Origin of the sequence: Pseudoalteromonas maris (genome assembly GCF_049257235.1) — a bacterium.
GTDB lineage: Bacteria > Pseudomonadota > Gammaproteobacteria > Enterobacterales > Alteromonadaceae > Pseudoalteromonas.
The window spans coordinates 158,149-173,534 of the sequence record NZ_JBMMUF010000006.1; the positions used below are offsets into that span (position 1 = coordinate 158,149).

14 protein-coding genes and 1 pseudogene are annotated in these 15,386 nt (G+C 46.1%); 8 read left to right on the forward strand and 7 right to left on the reverse strand.

Annotated elements, in window-relative coordinates; translation table 11 throughout:
- Positions 1-46 precede the first annotated feature (46 nt).
- The 4 genes from AAEU32_RS10535 to AAEU32_RS10550 form a co-directional block, all read right to left on the reverse strand.
- Positions 47-652, reverse strand: coding sequence for a chitin-binding protein (locus tag AAEU32_RS10535; protein WP_421970481.1), 606 nt, complete (start codon positions 650-652; stop codon positions 47-49).
- A gap of 155 nt (positions 653-807) precedes the next feature.
- Entirely contained in the window at positions 808-3,954 is a 3,147-nt protein-coding gene (locus AAEU32_RS10540) for an efflux RND transporter permease subunit (protein ID WP_421970482.1), read from the reverse strand.
- Between the two features lie 9 nt (positions 3,955-3,963).
- The gene (locus tag AAEU32_RS10545) at positions 3,964-5,121 is read right to left on the reverse strand and encodes an efflux RND transporter periplasmic adaptor subunit (protein ID WP_421970483.1); all 1,158 of its coding nucleotides are present in this window, start codon (positions 5,119-5,121) and stop codon (positions 3,964-3,966) included.
- 232 nt (positions 5,122-5,353) lie between these two features.
- Positions 5,354-5,968 (reverse strand): PQ-loop domain-containing transporter, encoded by a 615-nt coding sequence (locus AAEU32_RS10550; protein WP_421970484.1) that lies wholly within the window; start codon positions 5,966-5,968, stop codon positions 5,354-5,356.
- A 305-nt stretch (positions 5,969-6,273) separates the two neighbouring features.
- Here AAEU32_RS10550 and AAEU32_RS10555 point away from each other — a divergent pair, with 305 nt between their 5' ends.
- Positions 6,274-7,422, forward strand: coding sequence for a tetratricopeptide repeat protein (locus AAEU32_RS10555; protein ID WP_421970485.1), 1,149 nt, complete (start codon positions 6,274-6,276; stop codon positions 7,420-7,422).
- A gap of 52 nt (positions 7,423-7,474) precedes the next feature.
- Here the strand turns inward: AAEU32_RS10555 and AAEU32_RS10560 are convergent, their stop codons facing one another.
- On the reverse strand, positions 7,475-8,329 hold the full coding sequence (locus AAEU32_RS10560; protein ID WP_421970486.1) for a D-hexose-6-phosphate mutarotase: 855 nt from the start codon (positions 8,327-8,329) through the stop codon (positions 7,475-7,477).
- Between the two features lie 259 nt (positions 8,330-8,588).
- Here AAEU32_RS10560 and AAEU32_RS10565 point away from each other — a divergent pair, with 259 nt between their 5' ends.
- The 7 genes and pseudogenes from AAEU32_RS10565 to AAEU32_RS10595 all read left to right on the forward strand — a co-directional run bounded on the left by AAEU32_RS10565 (position 8,589) and on the right by AAEU32_RS10595 (position 14,427).
- On the forward strand, positions 8,589-9,077 hold the full coding sequence (locus AAEU32_RS10565) for a MarR family winged helix-turn-helix transcriptional regulator (protein ID WP_421970487.1): 489 nt from the start codon (positions 8,589-8,591) through the stop codon (positions 9,075-9,077).
- 186 nt (positions 9,078-9,263) lie between these two features.
- Entirely contained in the window at positions 9,264-10,580 is a 1,317-nt protein-coding gene (locus AAEU32_RS10570; RefSeq protein ID WP_421970488.1) for a porin, read from the forward strand.
- A gap of 166 nt (positions 10,581-10,746) precedes the next feature.
- Positions 10,747-11,085: pseudogene (locus AAEU32_RS10575) on the forward strand (YbaN family protein); the annotation flags it as partial.
- A gap of 378 nt (positions 11,086-11,463) precedes the next feature.
- The gene (locus tag AAEU32_RS10580; protein ID WP_421970489.1) at positions 11,464-11,889 is read left to right on the forward strand and encodes a DoxX family protein; all 426 of its coding nucleotides are present in this window, start codon (positions 11,464-11,466) and stop codon (positions 11,887-11,889) included.
- 121 nt (positions 11,890-12,010) lie between these two features.
- On the forward strand, positions 12,011-12,883 hold the full coding sequence (locus tag AAEU32_RS10585) for a LysR family transcriptional regulator (protein WP_421970490.1): 873 nt from the start codon (positions 12,011-12,013) through the stop codon (positions 12,881-12,883).
- 114 nt (positions 12,884-12,997) lie between these two features.
- Positions 12,998-13,687, forward strand: coding sequence for a pirin family protein (locus tag AAEU32_RS10590; RefSeq protein ID WP_421970491.1), 690 nt, complete (start codon positions 12,998-13,000; stop codon positions 13,685-13,687).
- Positions 13,684-14,427 (forward strand): sulfite exporter TauE/SafE family protein, encoded by a 744-nt coding sequence (locus AAEU32_RS10595; RefSeq protein ID WP_421970492.1) that lies wholly within the window; start codon positions 13,684-13,686, stop codon positions 14,425-14,427. Before AAEU32_RS10590 ends, AAEU32_RS10595 begins: the two co-directional genes overlap by 4 nt.
- On the opposite strand, the gene AAEU32_RS10600 is transcribed toward AAEU32_RS10595, so the two are convergent.
- Complete coding sequence (locus AAEU32_RS10600; RefSeq protein ID WP_421970493.1) at positions 14,377-14,811, reverse strand: DUF3703 domain-containing protein; 435 nt, start codon at positions 14,809-14,811, stop codon at positions 14,377-14,379. The two genes, AAEU32_RS10595 and AAEU32_RS10600, sit on opposite strands and share 51 nt — an antisense overlap.
- An 86-nt stretch (positions 14,812-14,897) precedes the next feature.
- Positions 14,898-15,128, reverse strand: coding sequence for a TIGR02647 family protein (locus AAEU32_RS10605; RefSeq protein ID WP_421970494.1), 231 nt, complete (start codon positions 15,126-15,128; stop codon positions 14,898-14,900).
- Between the last annotated feature and the right edge of the window lie 258 nt (positions 15,129-15,386).

Sequence of the window (15,386 nt, forward strand, 5' to 3'; positions counted from 1 at the left end):
AACTCAAAAACTGAGCCGTCAGTGTATCATTTGTGCATTTAGCAGACTACGACTGTATTTCTTCCCAAGCGGTACGCCAATTCAAGCCAACACCCGGCTCATATTGGTCATGATTACTTGCGCCAAGCCGACAAAACTCAGTAAATGGCCAAGGTTTGCAGCGATACACCTTGCCTGTTGCCATGTGCAACACACGGTCACCAGCACGATAAGACTCATGATTCACAGGAAAGATATGGTCGTAACCATGCTCGCAGTGGGATGTTGATTTCTGTGGCTTTGCCACACAATTGAAGTTGAACGAGACTTCGGTGATGCCACTGCGCGCGCAAGCAAATATCTCGTTGCCTCGATACGCAACAATCAGTCCATGCTCGGTAATTTTACCTGCTTGCATCAGTGGAATATGGGTATTGATGTAATGGGCAACTTCGCGAGACCAATTCTGCGGCTCGCCTTGCAGGTCTGACTCAATGGCAAAAGAAAAGCTCAAATCTTTCACCAAGCCTTCAGAGTCGTACACTTCGACTTCAACAATATCGCCGCAAAATAGCTGCGTGTGGCCACTTAAAGAACCCACGCTAAGCCAACCGCTGCCCGACAGTGCTGTATTTTGTTCCGAGTAAACGTTTAGTTTGTCTGCCAATTGCATGTCACACCTACTCTTGAGTCCTGAGACTGAAAAGGTCCGTCATTTCACACCAACAATCATTGTAGTGACACCTTTGAAAATATAGCAACCTTTTCCTATAAGATGCCACTCAATTTAATACTTTGTGGTGATATGACGCGTAATTTACAGTCCTCTTACGCGTCCCTCACTTTTGCTGTACGGCCCTTTGGTACAAGCCCTTTAATGCGAGTCCATAACCATCTCAATGCACCACGAGTATCAGCCAGAATCAAGTACAAACAAGGCACTAAGATCAGCGTTAACAAGGTTGCGTACATTACCGCGAAGCCCAACGCGACCGCCATCGGGATAACAAACTTCGCCTGTAGGCTGGTCTCAAACATAATAGGTAAAACACCTGCAAAGGTTGTGATCGAGGTCAAAGTAATCGCCCTAAATCGGGCACACCCTGCTTCAACAACCGCATTTTTGATGCTGTGACCTTCTCTACGCGCTTGGTTCACATAGTCAGTCATCACCAAGGAGTCGTTGATCACCACCCCCGCAGCAGCGATTAAGCCAAAGAATGACATCGTACTTAAATCAAGACCGAACCAGAAGTGGCCCCACAGCGCCCCCGTTAAACTAAAGGGTATAACCGACATCACAATGAGCGGCTGGCTATAACTTTTCAGTGGCACGGCAAGCAAAATATAAACAATCATCATACCGGCGATAAAGAATAACACCTGCTCATTTGCTTGTGCTTGCTGCTCTTCAATCGAGCCACCCAATTCAGTCTTCACCGATGGGAATTGCTCTTTGAGCTGGGGCAGCAGCTCTTCTTTGATGCGCTTGACGACTTCAGTCGGCTCTACACGTTCTTCATCAATACTGCCAAATACATACACGGTGCGATAGCCACCTTCACGACGGATATAACTCACGCCCGGGCGCTCTTCTAATTCAACGACATCGCCGAGCAGTACTTCTTCACCTGCCGGTGTCATCACGACGGCATGTTTAAGTGACGCAAAGGCTTCGCGAGTAAGTTTTGGGTAACGCACCATCACTCGCACTTCTTCACCGTTGCGAATTACACGCTGCGCCTCGCCGCCATAAAAGCTAGCGCCAATTTGGCTAGCAATGCTCTGCAAGTCTAAGCCCAAATCATAAGCAACTGGCTTGAGGTTTAAGCGCACTTCTTTACTCGCAGGGTCAATGGTTGAACTGATATCAAATAGCCCTTCTTGTTGCTGCAACATAGCAATAAACTGACGACCCGCAGCATTAAGGGTGTCGATATCTGGACCAAACAGTAAGTAACCGAACTCACCGTCACCGCCCGGATTACCCACAACATCATCGTAAATGGTGAGTGACTTAACCCCTGCTATTTCCGGCATCGCTTCGCGCCATCTTCGCGATAGCTCAAAGGCATCGAACGGACGTAACTCTTCTTGCACAAGGGGCGCGAGTATTTGTGCCTCAGTGCGACCTTGGTTGAACACCAACATGTCGCGCACCATTTTTTGCCCGTATTCTTGCTCAATTTGCTTATCAACACTCAATACCATGCTTTCGATTTTCTGAATCGCAGTAATGGTTTGAATATCTGATGCGTTATCGTTCATCTCGATGCGTATTTGCGGAAAGTCATGAGGCACTTTAGGGGTTGGAATAGTGCGAATATGGTTGCTAGTGATCAGGGTTACGCTTACCGCTAACATGCCAATAAAGCCAAGTAGTACAACCCAGCGCCACTCAATGCATGTCTCAACGCTGCGGCGATATGGTCCATTTACAAATTTAAAGAAGCGATCGTTAAAGCGTGCCCTAAAGCCGCTGGAGCTAACAGGTCCAAATTTTGTGTGCGCGATGTGGGCTGGCAAAATGAGCTTGGATTCAATCAAACTAAACGCCAAACAAGCCATGACCACTACGGCAATTCCGAAGAAAGTAGCGCGCTCTGGACCACTAGACAGAGTAAATGGCGCAAACACAGCCATAGTGGTAAGCACACCAAACGTTGCTGGAGTGGCAACGCGCTTTGCCCCTCTCACCACGTTCTGCACACCACCACCGCTGCGCTCAATTTCGGTGTAGGCGCTCTCACCTATGACAATGGCATCGTCAACGACAATCCCCAGCACCATAATAAACGCGAATAATGAAACAATATTAATGCTAATACCAAATAACGGCATCATCATCAGTGCGCCCAAGAAGCACACGGGTAAACCTAACATCACCCAAAATGCCAGCTTAAAGCGCAAGAATAGGGTGAGCATCAAGGCCACAAGGATCGACCCTTGAAATAGGTTTTTCAGCATCATGTCCAGACGAGCATTAAGGTAATACGTCATGTCCATGATTGGCTCAAGGGTAACACCTGAAGGCAAGGACTCATTCTTTTGCTTGATATAGGCTTTCACCGACTCCGCAACAGGGATCATATTTTGTTCTTTGGTCGCTTTTACAGTGATGTAAACCGCGTTCTTACCATTGAACTTGAAGTAGCGCTCCCCCTCGGTAAAGCCGTCTTTAATTTCAGCAACGTCCTGCAGTAATACTTTTGCGCCATTACTGCCAATTTTGACTGGGATATTGCGAAAATCCTGACCTGTATACGATTGCGCCTCAACACGCACGGAAATAATACCCGCGTCAGTGCGTAACTGACCTGCTGAGAAATTTGCTGAGTAACGACGCACAGCACCGGCCACGTCATTGAGAGTCAGATTGTAACGGCGCAACATATCCGGCTTAATTTCAATCGCGATTTCATCAAGCGGCACGTCATTTCGCACCAAGGATACATTACTTAATTGCAGTAACTCATCTTCGATCTCATTCGCTATAGGCTTGAGCTCGGTGAGCGGCATGTCAGCAACCACAGACATACCGATAACATCTTGGCGAAACTCGACCTGACTAATAGTCACAGGCTCCATACCAGCAGGGAATGTGGCGATGCTATCGACCCTGAGCTTAACCTTATCAAGGACATCAGTGAGTTCTACATCTGGGTCTATCTCAAGCGTCGCGCGTCCTGAGTTACGAAACGCTCTGTACACGGCCTTTTCTATCTCCGTGACATCCTTAAGCGACTCTTCAATTTTTATGAGAATACTCTCTTCAATCTCTTGAGGGGATGCACCCGGATAGCTAGCAGTGACGTTGATGTAGTTAATCTCAAAGTTAGGGAACATCTGTCTTTGAATCGTTAAGTAACTCACTATCCCCATGATAATGATAAACACCATCATCAAATTCGCGGCAACGGGGTTATTTGCGAAGTAGGCGATAATGCCTGTTTGCGGTTGCTGTTGCGTTTGCATTTGGCTCTCCTACAGCTGATCTTTGCTGCTGTCGTTCGCTACTTGGCCTGCAATGCGCACTTCCATACCCTGTTGCGGATACTCAGGCAGGGTCAGTACCACCCTATCGCTGGTTGTAAGGCCATCACTGATTAAGAAGAACTCATTTTCTTCGCGAACTACTTGCACTTGGCGCGGTTCAAGTAAGTTGTCTTTGTTAACCACCCACACCGTTTTGTTATTTACTAGCTCTTGCGGTAGACGGAAGATCTCTTTCAACGTTTGCCCCGTGAACTGTACCTGCACGTAGCTGCCAAATTTTACTTTTGGCTGAGTGCTTCGCATACCGTATGGGTCATCTACACGCACAACCAAGTTACTCATTCGTGTGGCGCTATCAACAATGCCTAAATCTCTATCTATGGTTGCCTGGCGGGTGAAACCAGCTAACCCTTCTTGCGTGACTGTCGCGCTAATACCGCTCACATTTCTCGGTAAAAAAGCGCTATCGAATCCAGCGATGGGAACAATCACTTCTGCATGCTCCACATTGTTCAACTGACCGACTCGTGCTCCCGTGCTAACAAATTGGCCTTTACCAATTTCGCGCGAAACAATAAGCGCATCATACGGAGCTCGCACTTCACAGTTGTCTAAGTCACGTTGCGCTCGTTTCAACGCAGCTTCAGCTGATTTGACAGCAGCTTTGGCACTTAGCACCTGGGGCTCACGCAAAAACAACGGCGAGCGCTTCACGCCCGGAGTGCGAGCAGCTTCGTCTTTGGCTACCTGCTGTTGTGCCTGCTCTTCTATCAACGCAGCTTGCGCACGCGCGAGTTCCGCCTGCGCTTGCAACAAAGCAGCTTCATAATTGTCTTTTTCTATCGTGAACAGCAACTCGCCTCGCTCGACGATACCACCAGCCACAAAGCGCGGGTTCCAACTCACAACTTCACCAGTCACTTGCGCAGCCAGCATGGTGCTCTCTAGTGGACGAACCTCGCCGAAACTAGTGATTAACACCTGATGATCATTGGCTGCTAAAGACTCCACTTCGACGATCGGACGCGTGTCTACTTGCTTGGTTTCATCTGGCTTTTTGGCAGTCGCCATTATGCCAAAGCCCGCAACTCCTGTTGCACCTATGATTGCAACAGCAACCAGTATTTTTTTCCATGCGCTTTGCATCTAGTTTCACCCTGATAGTTTTTACCGAGCATATATTAACAATTTGCTGCAATTTGGTAAGAAATCATTTGTAAATATCTATTAATTTTAGCTACTCACGCAAAAACTGCTGAGCTCAGAGTGTTCAATACTCACATCCAAAAGGCTTAGATCACCAAACTTACAGTGAATAAGTACACGAGGCGCTGTGGATACAAAAAAGGCCACTAAATGTGGCCTTATTGACGATGCACTATGCCAAAGCGGGGCGCAGGCGGTAGTATTGAATGCACCCAAGCTGGGCGGCATTAGTGAGAAGAATCATCACAAACGTGAGGATATGGGAAACACTTGGCGTAGCCATTGATAACTCGGCTGCTAATCCACAACCACCGGCAACGAACTGGAGCATAAAATAGCGCGCACTCAAATTGGATACATCACCACTTTTGAGCGTCTTATAGGTTTGCGGCATAACACGGATAGAACTCATTACCAAACCTATGTATGTGAGTCCGCTAAGCAAATCAGCTTGGCTCACTAAATCACTAAAGAACAGCGCCAACGGTACAAAACTGCACCCTAATATACTGAATAGCTGCGTACGCTGCGCGTCATTGGCATCGTAACGTAGGAAGTAATAGAGAATAACTGAGCTAAAAAAGCCCGTAACTACAAATGGCAAAACCATGTAATAGCGTGCAAAAAAGAGATTAAACGCAATGAAGTAAATACTTTGCGCCACGCCAAAGCTCATCATTAGCAACGAAAGCCCTGCGACACTGCGATTCTTACGAATTTTACTCAGCATAGGTAAAAAGCTAAACAGAACAATAAATGCTGCAAGCAAGGGCAAATATTCGGCCAAAGCAACCTCTTATAGTAAGGAAAAAGTTAAACTCTATAAAATTGCGTTAAATTCAGACGACTTAATTGTAAACCAATGATTTTAAACAACTTTAAACGGGCGCGCATTGTATAGCGCGTACCTCAGGTTGCAACCATTACGGCTAAAATTTATACCAACTCATGTACATTTTTATGTACACGTAAAATCATAGAGTGACACGGTGGCAGATTTTATGAAACGTGTGGATTGCTTAAAAAACGAGCTTGCAATGTGTGTTAATAGTTTTTACTGTGCTGGGGCGTCTAGGTTTACAAGGATTAACCATGCACCGTTTGATACTTTTTTTAACCTCCATGCTTAGTGCGTGTGCAATTACCCCACCTCAAGTGGACGTTGTTACCCCTCCTCCATTGGTCAATGGCAGTGTATTTACTCCTATCGAGGTTGAACCTGAGTCGGATATATTCGCTCTCTCGTCACAGCAAAAAAGCCAATTTTTGGACTATATGCAAAAAGCCAAAGCAAACGGCATTCGCGATGACAAAGCACTGTACTCATACATCGAGCGCATGCTGGGTAACTTCACTTATGATGGCGCTACTTATACCGCAACGGAGTCTTTGCAATACAAGAAAGGAAACTGCATCACCCTAGCGGTGCTAGTTCAAGCATATGCAGATATTATTGGCCTCGACACTGATTACCAACTAATCACTGAAGCACCTGTTTTTGCAGGCCACAATGACGTGATCTTACTGTCTAGCCACTTTAGAACGAAGATTTACGCACCCAAAAATGAGGATAGCGAGGCGATTGTCATGCTGCGCTCGGGTATCATCATAGATTACTTCCCATCCAACTCCGGCGTTATTTCCGGCAGCGCAACTCGCAATGATTTGATTGCTAAATATTATGCCAACCACGGGGCAGACGCATTGCTCATTGGTGATATTGATGCTGGCTTAAGCTATGTTCAACAGGCATTGAGCTTCAATCCCACCAGCCTTGAGCTATTGAATACAGCTGCAGTGCTGCACAGGCGAGTTGGCGATTATGCAACTGCAAAGTCGATGTACGAATATATACTTAAAGAAAATGCTGAACACGCAGTGGCATTGAGCAACTTTGGAGTGTTAGCCAAAGCAATGGGCGATACCCCTTTGGCTGCTCGCATTGAAGCGCAGTTAAACACCATTAATTCAAATGATCCATTTCATCTGTTACACCTAGCGCAGAATTCAGCACAGCAAGGCAAGTTCAATAAAGCATCTGACTATATTTTACAAGCTAGAGAGATTGCGCCGTATCTACCTCAAACCTACGTTGAAATGGCGTTATTAAATTATGAAAGGGGAAGGCTTGAGCCTGCTATTAAAGAGCTACAAAGTGCTCTTGAGTTAACTCGAAGTCATCAAGACAGGCAGCGCTATGAGTCCAAATATAAGGCCCTTCAAGCGATGACGAAGCATTAAGATAACCGTATGGATGCACCTGTTAAGAAATCCAAACAGGTGCATACACGCGTTAACTCCAGCGAATTATCGTGCCAAGCGTATGACTCTGGTTCGGCGCCAGCGTTACTAAATCATCTAACACATTAGCCGCTTCCAAACACAACATGGTGTGATACTCGTCATCCGCAAAATTCGAAAGGCGTTTAGATTTATCAACCCAAGGATTCCATAGCACACATGACTTTGAGTTTTCCCGTGCTACTTCAATGGTGCCATCGGGTGTGCGAATACGTTGCAGTGCACTGGCACCGCTGTAGACCATATCTGTTTCGCGCCCAAAACGAATAATATCCTGTTGCTCAAACGGTCCTTTTCCGAACTCTATGTATTGCGCACCTTGCAGGCCATCAACTTCTGTTTGCGTTATATCAGAGGTTGGAAAATAGGTATGTAATGCCTGAGTCAACTGCACATCATGATCATCTAAATTAGTGTTAGTTAAGCGCACCTCTAGTTGCTTTGCGCTTAACACATACTCAACTGTCAACGACGTGTTATGTGCCCAGTAAGTCTCGTCTACTTGCAGCATAGGTAAGGATAAGCTGATACGGATTTCTTGCTCGGACTCTTTCACTTCTTGTGCCCGCCAAAGTGCTGTGCGTGCCACCCCGTGAGTAGGCCATTTGGGATTTTGATGCACGCCAAACCATGGCCAGCAAATAGGAATACCACCGCGAATGCTTTTGCCCACTTGAAAGTCTTCTTCTTTAGACACCCAAATAAGCGGTTTTTTACCTGCGGGCGTATACTGCGTTAGTTGCGCCCCTTGCAGGAATATTCTTGCCGTGCACAGTGGAGAGTCTACATTCAGGTACTCAAGTCCTGAGTCTGTATGGCTAATCGAAACGCTGGGTGAAAGCTGCATTTAAGGATCCTTTGTTGATATAACAAAATGCTGCTTCACCTTACCCAAATTACCCAGTGAAAGTAAACATGCCGCTGATATAATTGGTGATTTGTCTTGTGCGAACACATGTTTACATAGTTAAAACGCGCAGCGAGCCACGCATATAATGGCGTAATCACTCAGAGTCACTTTTATACCAAGGCGAGTCATTGAAAGCGTGTACTCGAAGGGAAATTTCGCGATATAATAAAAAGCGTATAAAAACGGGAGCTTGGACATGCAAAAATATGATGAGTTATTAATTGCCTTGCGCAAAGTGATCCGTGCGATCGATTTGCATTCCAAGCAACTTAACAAAACATCTGGTTTAACAGGCCCGCAACTCTTGATTATGCATGAGGTGGCACAAACCGATGGCATCACTGCCAGCCGTGTGGCACAAAACGTTAACCTCAGCCCTGCCACTGTTACAAATATCCTCGACCGCCTAGAAAGCCGTCAGCTGGTATGTCGTGTACGCAGCGAGTTGGACAAGCGCCGCGTCAGTCTGCATCTAACCGAGCAAGGAAAAGTGTTGCTAGAGAATGCACCACAACCTTTGCAAGAGCACTTTATTGAAAAGTTCAGTAGTCTCGCCGAGTGGGAGCAAACTCTTTTACTTTCATCAATGCAACGCATTGCTGCGATGATGGACGCTGAAAACATCGACGCTTCACCGCTTTTAGAAGTGGGCGCTATCACCAAAGTACCCGACGCAAACAAGTAAACCTTTATTGGGTACATTTACAGCAACCCTCTGCTTTTGTTACACTTAATAGCCTTATGTGTGCTTACCTACTTCCTGTTAGGTGTTCACATGTCAACTAGCAGTGTTCGATTACTGCGCATCAACTTCGAAAATATCAATAACTTAGTCTAGGCTAAGGGTTACGGATAAATACATAAGGCTAATATGATTAACTTAAAAAGCACGGCGGTGGCAGTGTCTTTGGCTTTAATTTCAAGCTCAGCACTGGCCAACCCAGACATGGAGGCAATGAAGAAGCAGCTCGAACAGTTGCAACAACAAATGCAACAACTGCAACAGCAATTGGCAGAAGCCGAACGCAAGTCAAAGCAGCAAGAGCAGCAGCAAGAACAAATTACTGATCGCATTGCTAAACAAGAGCAACAACTTGAGGAAACAGTCGCCAAAAGCGACGAGAAAAAAGACGGTATCCGCGTAGGCGGTGCTGTTCGTACCAACTTTAGTCACACATCTTATGATGACGATAGCAAAAATCGCGGCGGCGATTTCGACTTCGATATTTTCCGCGTTAACTTCGCTGGCGAAATAGGTGACGTATCACTGAATGCGGAAATCCGCTTCTTCGATTACATGACTGCAGTAAAATATGCCTATGTAGGCTATGACTTTGCTGAGGATTGGCAAGTACAAGCAGGTATCACAAAAGTACCATTTGGTAACTGGCCATATAACTCCCACAACTGGTTTTTCGGCACAACGTATTACATAGGCCTTGAAGACGACCACGATATGGGACTCTTATTTAAGCGTAAAATTGCCGACAATTGGCAGCTAGACCTTGGCTTCTTCAAAAACGACGAACTCGGTGGTGTCGACGGTTATGTTGATAATCGCAGCGATCGCTATTCCTACGATGTGGTCGGCTTTAGGACAGCTGACGAAGGTGTTTATGCTGAGCCTGTGAGCCAAATTGGCGAATACAACACGTTTTCTGCACGCTATGGCTACCACTTAGAGCATGAAGGTGGAACCACCGAGCTTGGTTTCTCAGCACTTGCTGGCGGCCTACATGATGGTGTTGATCGCGCTGGCGACTATAACGCATGGGCATTGCATTTAAATAGCAATATCGGCCGTTGGAACTTGCAGCTACAGCATGGCGAATATGACTACGACATCGACAATGTTAATCGCATGGCCGTTGGCGCATATTCTTTCTACGACACCATTGCAGCCCAAGCCACGATGACCAATGCCAATATCGCCTACAGCTTGCCTGTAGAGTGGGGCGCGGTGACTGGCCTGCAGTTCTACAACGACTACGGCATTATCTACGACAAATCAGATAATACCGAAGATACCTGGATGAACGTCACAGGGTTCTCTGTGGCAGCCGGTGGTCTATTTACTTACTTCGATTTAGTACACGCTAAAAACCAACCATTTGTGGGTGGCTCAATTGCTGGTGACAGCGACGAAACAGAACGCCGCTTTAACATCAACATTGGTTACTATTTTTAGGACGTATTGAAACTTGTATATAAAAAGGGCCTCCAGGCCCTTTTTTCATGCTAAAAGTTAGCAGGCTCTTAAGTCCTTTAGTAGACTTAAAAAATAAGGGCGAAAGGGGCCAACCGTGAATCAATCGCTAACATCAACAACTGCTTTACAACGCTACAAATGCCTAGTGCTGCAGCTGCTAGGATTGTGTTTTGTCGGCTTAGGTATTATCGGCGCAGCCCTTCCTGTTATGCCCAGCACCATATTCTTTATTGCGGCACTGGCTTGCTTTACACATTCTTCACCGCGCTTTGAGTCATGGCTTCTTAATCACCCAAGAGTCGGACCAACCTTAGTTGCATGGCGCACACATAAAGTGGTGCCAACCCGGGCAAAATGGTTTGCCGCCATTGGCATGAGTATTGGCTTATATGCCATGATGTTCTCAAGCGCGCCTAGCTACGCGGTAGTTTTAGTCGCGGCACTCGAAGCCTGCGTACTTGCCTACCTGATCCGCAGACCAAGTTGCACGCAATCACTTAACCAGAGCACCATGCTCGCGTGCTGCTCATTAAGCAGTGTTTTCTTTACCTATCACGTGTTAGTGATGTATTGGCTCAATGCAGCCTAAACATTCTTCTCATCCGAATGATTAATGCTGTTTTTACTAATTTTCATTCTCTTTAGCTGGAGCTACTATTTCCTTGTCAGCAAATACAGAACTAATACCAATCATCTTAAATATGTGATCAGGTATAGCGCTGGATAAATGAGGTGATAACAAGGCAAAGTTTTTCTTATGTAGTGGTTCTACATAGAAAAACTTTAACGCCGTGAGCACAATATTTAGCCCGCTAGCATGATTAGCTATTTGAGTTGATTGGTATAAATTGAGGAAATGAAAATGAACTTAACTAACCTAATTTCGAGCAACGACACTCTTTCTAACATCAGCACGCTACTTGCTCGCTTTGGTTTAAGCGCACTATTTGTACTTACAGGCTTAAGCAAAATTGAATACTACGATGCAACAGTGCAATACATGGCGTCGGTTGGTGTACCCGGCATGTTATTACCTTTGGTGATTTTGCTTGAAGTAGTAGGTGGCATTATGATTATTGCCGGGCTATTCACCCGATTAACAGCACTTGCTTTTGCCGGATTCAGCGTCGTAAGCGCCTTGTTGTTCCACTTCCAATTGGACGACCAAACTCAGTTTTTAATGTTTTATAAAAACATTGCCATTGCCGGTGGTTTCCTAGCATTAGCTGCATCCGGTGCGGGCAAATTCAGCGCAGACCAATGGTTACTTAATCGTAAATCTGCGTAATTAATAGCATTTCATACAGCGGCCTTGTCATTAAGGCCGCTTTTTTGCGTTTCTTTGTAAGCCAAGTACTTAGCGTTACACTAAAGCATACTGTCATCACATCACCACTAAGGAATATTGAATGCTGCGCATCACGTTAGAACAATGGCGAATGTTTAGAGCCGTAGTCGAATATGGTGGCTTTAATCAAGCGGCTCAGGGGGTGCATAAAAGCCAGTCGAGTATTCACAGTGCGGTTGCAAAAATTGAATCCTCTTTGGGCGTTAAACTATTCCATGTAGAGGGCAGAAAAACGCTACTCACAGAAGCTGGAGAAATGATGCTCAGACGCGCGGAGTATTTACTAGACGAAGCCGCAAAAATTGAAGCGATCGGCAATACCCTCAGCGAGGGAATTGAAACGCAATTGCGACTTGCTGTAGATAAAACATTCCCCAAGGCCCTGCTATACGACGTACTTGAAGCCACCAGCGCACAATATCCTCTTTTACGTATCGAACTACATGAAACAGTGCTCAAAGGGGCGAATGAACTCCTTAACGCTAATCAGGTAGAACTCGCTATTTCACCATTTGCCGGTGAGGGATTTAGCGAACAACTATGCAGCATTGACTTTATTGCCGTTGCGCACCCTGAGCATGCGCTTCACCATATGCAGCGCTCACTTAAGGCTGAGGATCTAAAAGCGCATCGACAAATTGTAGTCCGCGACTCAGCGCAGCACGATAAGCAGAATGCTGGTTGGTTAGGGGCCGATCAGCGTTGGACGGTAGGCCAACTCGATACCTCCATTGATATGATAGCCAATGGCCTAGGGTTTGCGTGGCTCCCAAAACACGCGATTGACACGCACATGGACTCGGGCTCGCTCAAAGCACTCCCTCTGGACTCTGGCGCTCAACGATCTCATTTCCTTTACCTTATTTTCAAAGATGGCGATAACCTTGGCCCAGCGGCGCGTACTTTACTGGGAGAATTACGCGCAAGGGTATGATAGCGCAAGGCCAATCATTCGTTTTAATCGATTAACTCGTACTTATTTTAATCATTTTGTTCTGTGGCAAAGGCCAATACACTTATTTCATCAAGAAAATATTGGAGCACTATTATGAAATACATTCGCAGAGCAAATGAACGAGGTCGTGTTGACTTAGGCTGGCTGCAAAGCAATCACAGTTTTTCATTTGGCCATTACTACGACCCTAAACACATGGGTGTCTCGGAGCTGAGAGTGATCAATGAAGACAGAGTTGCCGGTGGCACTGGCTTTGATACGCATGGCCATCGAGACATGGAGATAATCTCAGTGGTGTTAAGTGGCGCATTGAAACACAAAGACAGTCGCGGCAACGAATTTGTAGTCAAAGCCGGTGATGTGCAACGCATGAGCGCAGGTAGCGGCATTATGCACAGTGAATATAACGCGTCACAAAGCGAAGAGGCACACTTCCTACAAATTTGGATCCAGCCTAAATTCCGTGGCATTACGCCCAGTTATGAGCAAATGACTATAGCGCAAACAGGAGCGCTCACCCCGTTGGTAACCCCTAATGGGAAAGGCGACACCTTAAGCATAAATCAAGATGCAACGCTTTCTCGCGTGGTACTAGAGCAAGGGCAGCAACTTGATATTGGTGTAGCCTCAGGGACTGGCTATTTCCATATCATCAGCGGCTCTGTGTATACCGAGCAAGGTGACTTTCAAAGCGGTGATGCCTTTGCCACTGACGCTGAGGAGCGCGTTACATTGCACGCTACAGATCACTTAGTTGCTCTATGGTTTGAGCTACCATCATGAGTTTAACAACGCTCGCTGTAATTGCCTGTGTGGTTTTCCTCACAGGCATTTCAAAATCTGGCTTTGCCGGTGCATTAGGGGTCTTCGCCGTCCCCCTATTACTGCTCGTTATGCCAGCTATTGATGCCATTGCCTTAATGCTGCCTATTCTCATCATCGCCGATATATTCAGCCTAAAAAGCTATTGGCGACAATGGCGCAGTGATCTTGTGCGTTTACTCATGCCGGGGATCTTCATCGGCGTCATTATTGCGCAGTGGTTTATCAGCGTTATCTCCCCAACGGCGCTAACCGCGTTAGTGGCAAGCTTCAGTTTATTATTCGCCTTGCGCAGCCTCTTTTTCTCTCAAGCTCGCTCAGCGTTGCTTGCCACTGATTGGGGCGCGCGCGCAATGGCGACCATATCAGGAGTAGCGAGTACACTTGTACATGCCGGTGGCCCACCGTTAATAATCTACTTCAGTTCCAAACAGTTAAAACCACTGCATTATGTCGCTACCGCCGCCGTACTCTTTGCTTTTATGAATGCAATTAAGCTCATCGCATTCACGGCTCAAGGCTTCTTAACAGGGGACATTCTAATCACAGCACTGGCATTTACGCCGATTGCGTTTATGGGTAACTGGGTTGGTGTAAAAATACAACAGCGCTTCAAGACGCAAAAGTTTCTCAAAGCAATGAACTGGCTGTTAGTGATGTTGGCAATCACACTCTTTATCAAGCTGTTCGTGGCGTCCTAGGGTCCGTTTTTTAGCCTGTTCAATGGCCACTGCATGTTCAGGCGATAACTCCAAGGGTTTGAACGGGCTGATATTCGCACCACCTGTATTACCCGTCGGTAATAAGCCGACAGCCGTTTTACTCACAGCCCCTATAATTCTTATCACTTGGCCGGCCACTTCGTTATAAACACGGTGTTGCCAACCCCAACGCAACATCAGCCAGTGCGTATAAGTGTGCCAATAGGTTGATGCTTGTCCGAGCACATGGGCGTTTTCATAGTGTTTAAATTGCTGTTCAAAAGCCTGTTGTTGCCCAGCGTGTAGTGCTTTTACGAGTTCTCGCAGTACTGAGAGTTGAATTGCTTGTGTGAAATTCATCGTTGCCTCAAAGATGAATTTCACAGAGCATAAACCTTGGAGTTAACTTCAAGGCAAGCAATTAAAAAAAATAATGTGAGGCAATCAACACGATCGCCTCCAACGAAGTGTTATCGAAGTGCGGAGTGTAGGGTGTCGAGATGATTAACAAGGTCAAGACCTAGGTCGGTAAGGTAGCCACCGTCAGGGCTATCCGTTATGCCTTTCTCATACAAACGCTTCGCCGCTTCACGCATTGATTCCTCGGCGTCACTGTGCACTTTAATGCCCTGCATATGGCTTGCTCGTGGGAACTTGGCAAGCAACTCCATTTCATCAACCATCGCTTTATTTATGCGCATAATACTTTCCTTTTGTTGCTTTTATTTTGGTGTTTTTACTAATGCTAGTAGAAGAAAATGATTTTGCTTTGTGATAAATCATCATTTACCCACATTTGAAACTCATCATGCAGGTATTTCAATGCCTTGTCCAAGAGGCTGAGACAATTTAGTACAATTTCAACCTTCCTCAAGAGCACGTCATCACGCTATCAAAATACCTCAACGACAAAGAAGCTGACGAGTGAGGCCTGCTACTGGGGTCTGAGTTAAAGACGT

What these genes read in the sequence shown, in the direction of transcription:
- AAEU32_RS10565 (WP_421970487.1), top strand. Translation starts at nt 8,589, where the DNA reads ATGCAAAAATATGATGAGTTATTAATTGCCTTGCGCAAAGTGATCCGT.
- AAEU32_RS10570 (WP_421970488.1), top strand. Translation starts at nt 9,264, where the DNA reads ATGATTAACTTAAAAAGCACGGCGGTGGCAGTGTCTTTGGCTTTAATT.
- AAEU32_RS10590 (WP_421970491.1), top strand. Translation starts at nt 12,998, where the DNA reads ATGAAATACATTCGCAGAGCAAATGAACGAGGTCGTGTTGACTTAGGC.
- AAEU32_RS10595 (WP_421970492.1), top strand. Translation starts at nt 13,684, where the DNA reads ATGAGTTTAACAACGCTCGCTGTAATTGCCTGTGTGGTTTTCCTCACA.
- AAEU32_RS10555 (WP_421970485.1), top strand. Translation starts at nt 6,274, where the DNA reads ATGCACCGTTTGATACTTTTTTTAACCTCCATGCTTAGTGCGTGTGCA.
- AAEU32_RS10580 (WP_421970489.1), top strand. Translation starts at nt 11,464, where the DNA reads ATGAACTTAACTAACCTAATTTCGAGCAACGACACTCTTTCTAACATC.
- AAEU32_RS10605 (WP_421970494.1), bottom strand. Translation starts at nt 15,128, where the DNA reads ATGCGCATAAATAAAGCGATGGTTGATGAAATGGAGTTGCTTGCCAAG.
- AAEU32_RS10560 (WP_421970486.1), bottom strand. Translation starts at nt 8,329, where the DNA reads ATGCAGCTTTCACCCAGCGTTTCGATTAGCCATACAGACTCAGGACTT.
- AAEU32_RS10540 (WP_421970482.1), bottom strand. Translation starts at nt 3,954, where the DNA reads ATGCAAACGCAACAGCAACCGCAAACAGGCATTATCGCCTACTTCGCA.
- AAEU32_RS10585 (WP_421970490.1), top strand. Translation starts at nt 12,011, where the DNA reads ATGCTGCGCATCACGTTAGAACAATGGCGAATGTTTAGAGCCGTAGTC.
- AAEU32_RS10545 (WP_421970483.1), bottom strand. Translation starts at nt 5,121, where the DNA reads ATGCAAAGCGCATGGAAAAAAATACTGGTTGCTGTTGCAATCATAGGT.
- AAEU32_RS10535 (WP_421970481.1), bottom strand. Translation starts at nt 652, where the DNA reads ATGCAATTGGCAGACAAACTAAACGTTTACTCGGAACAAAATACAGCA.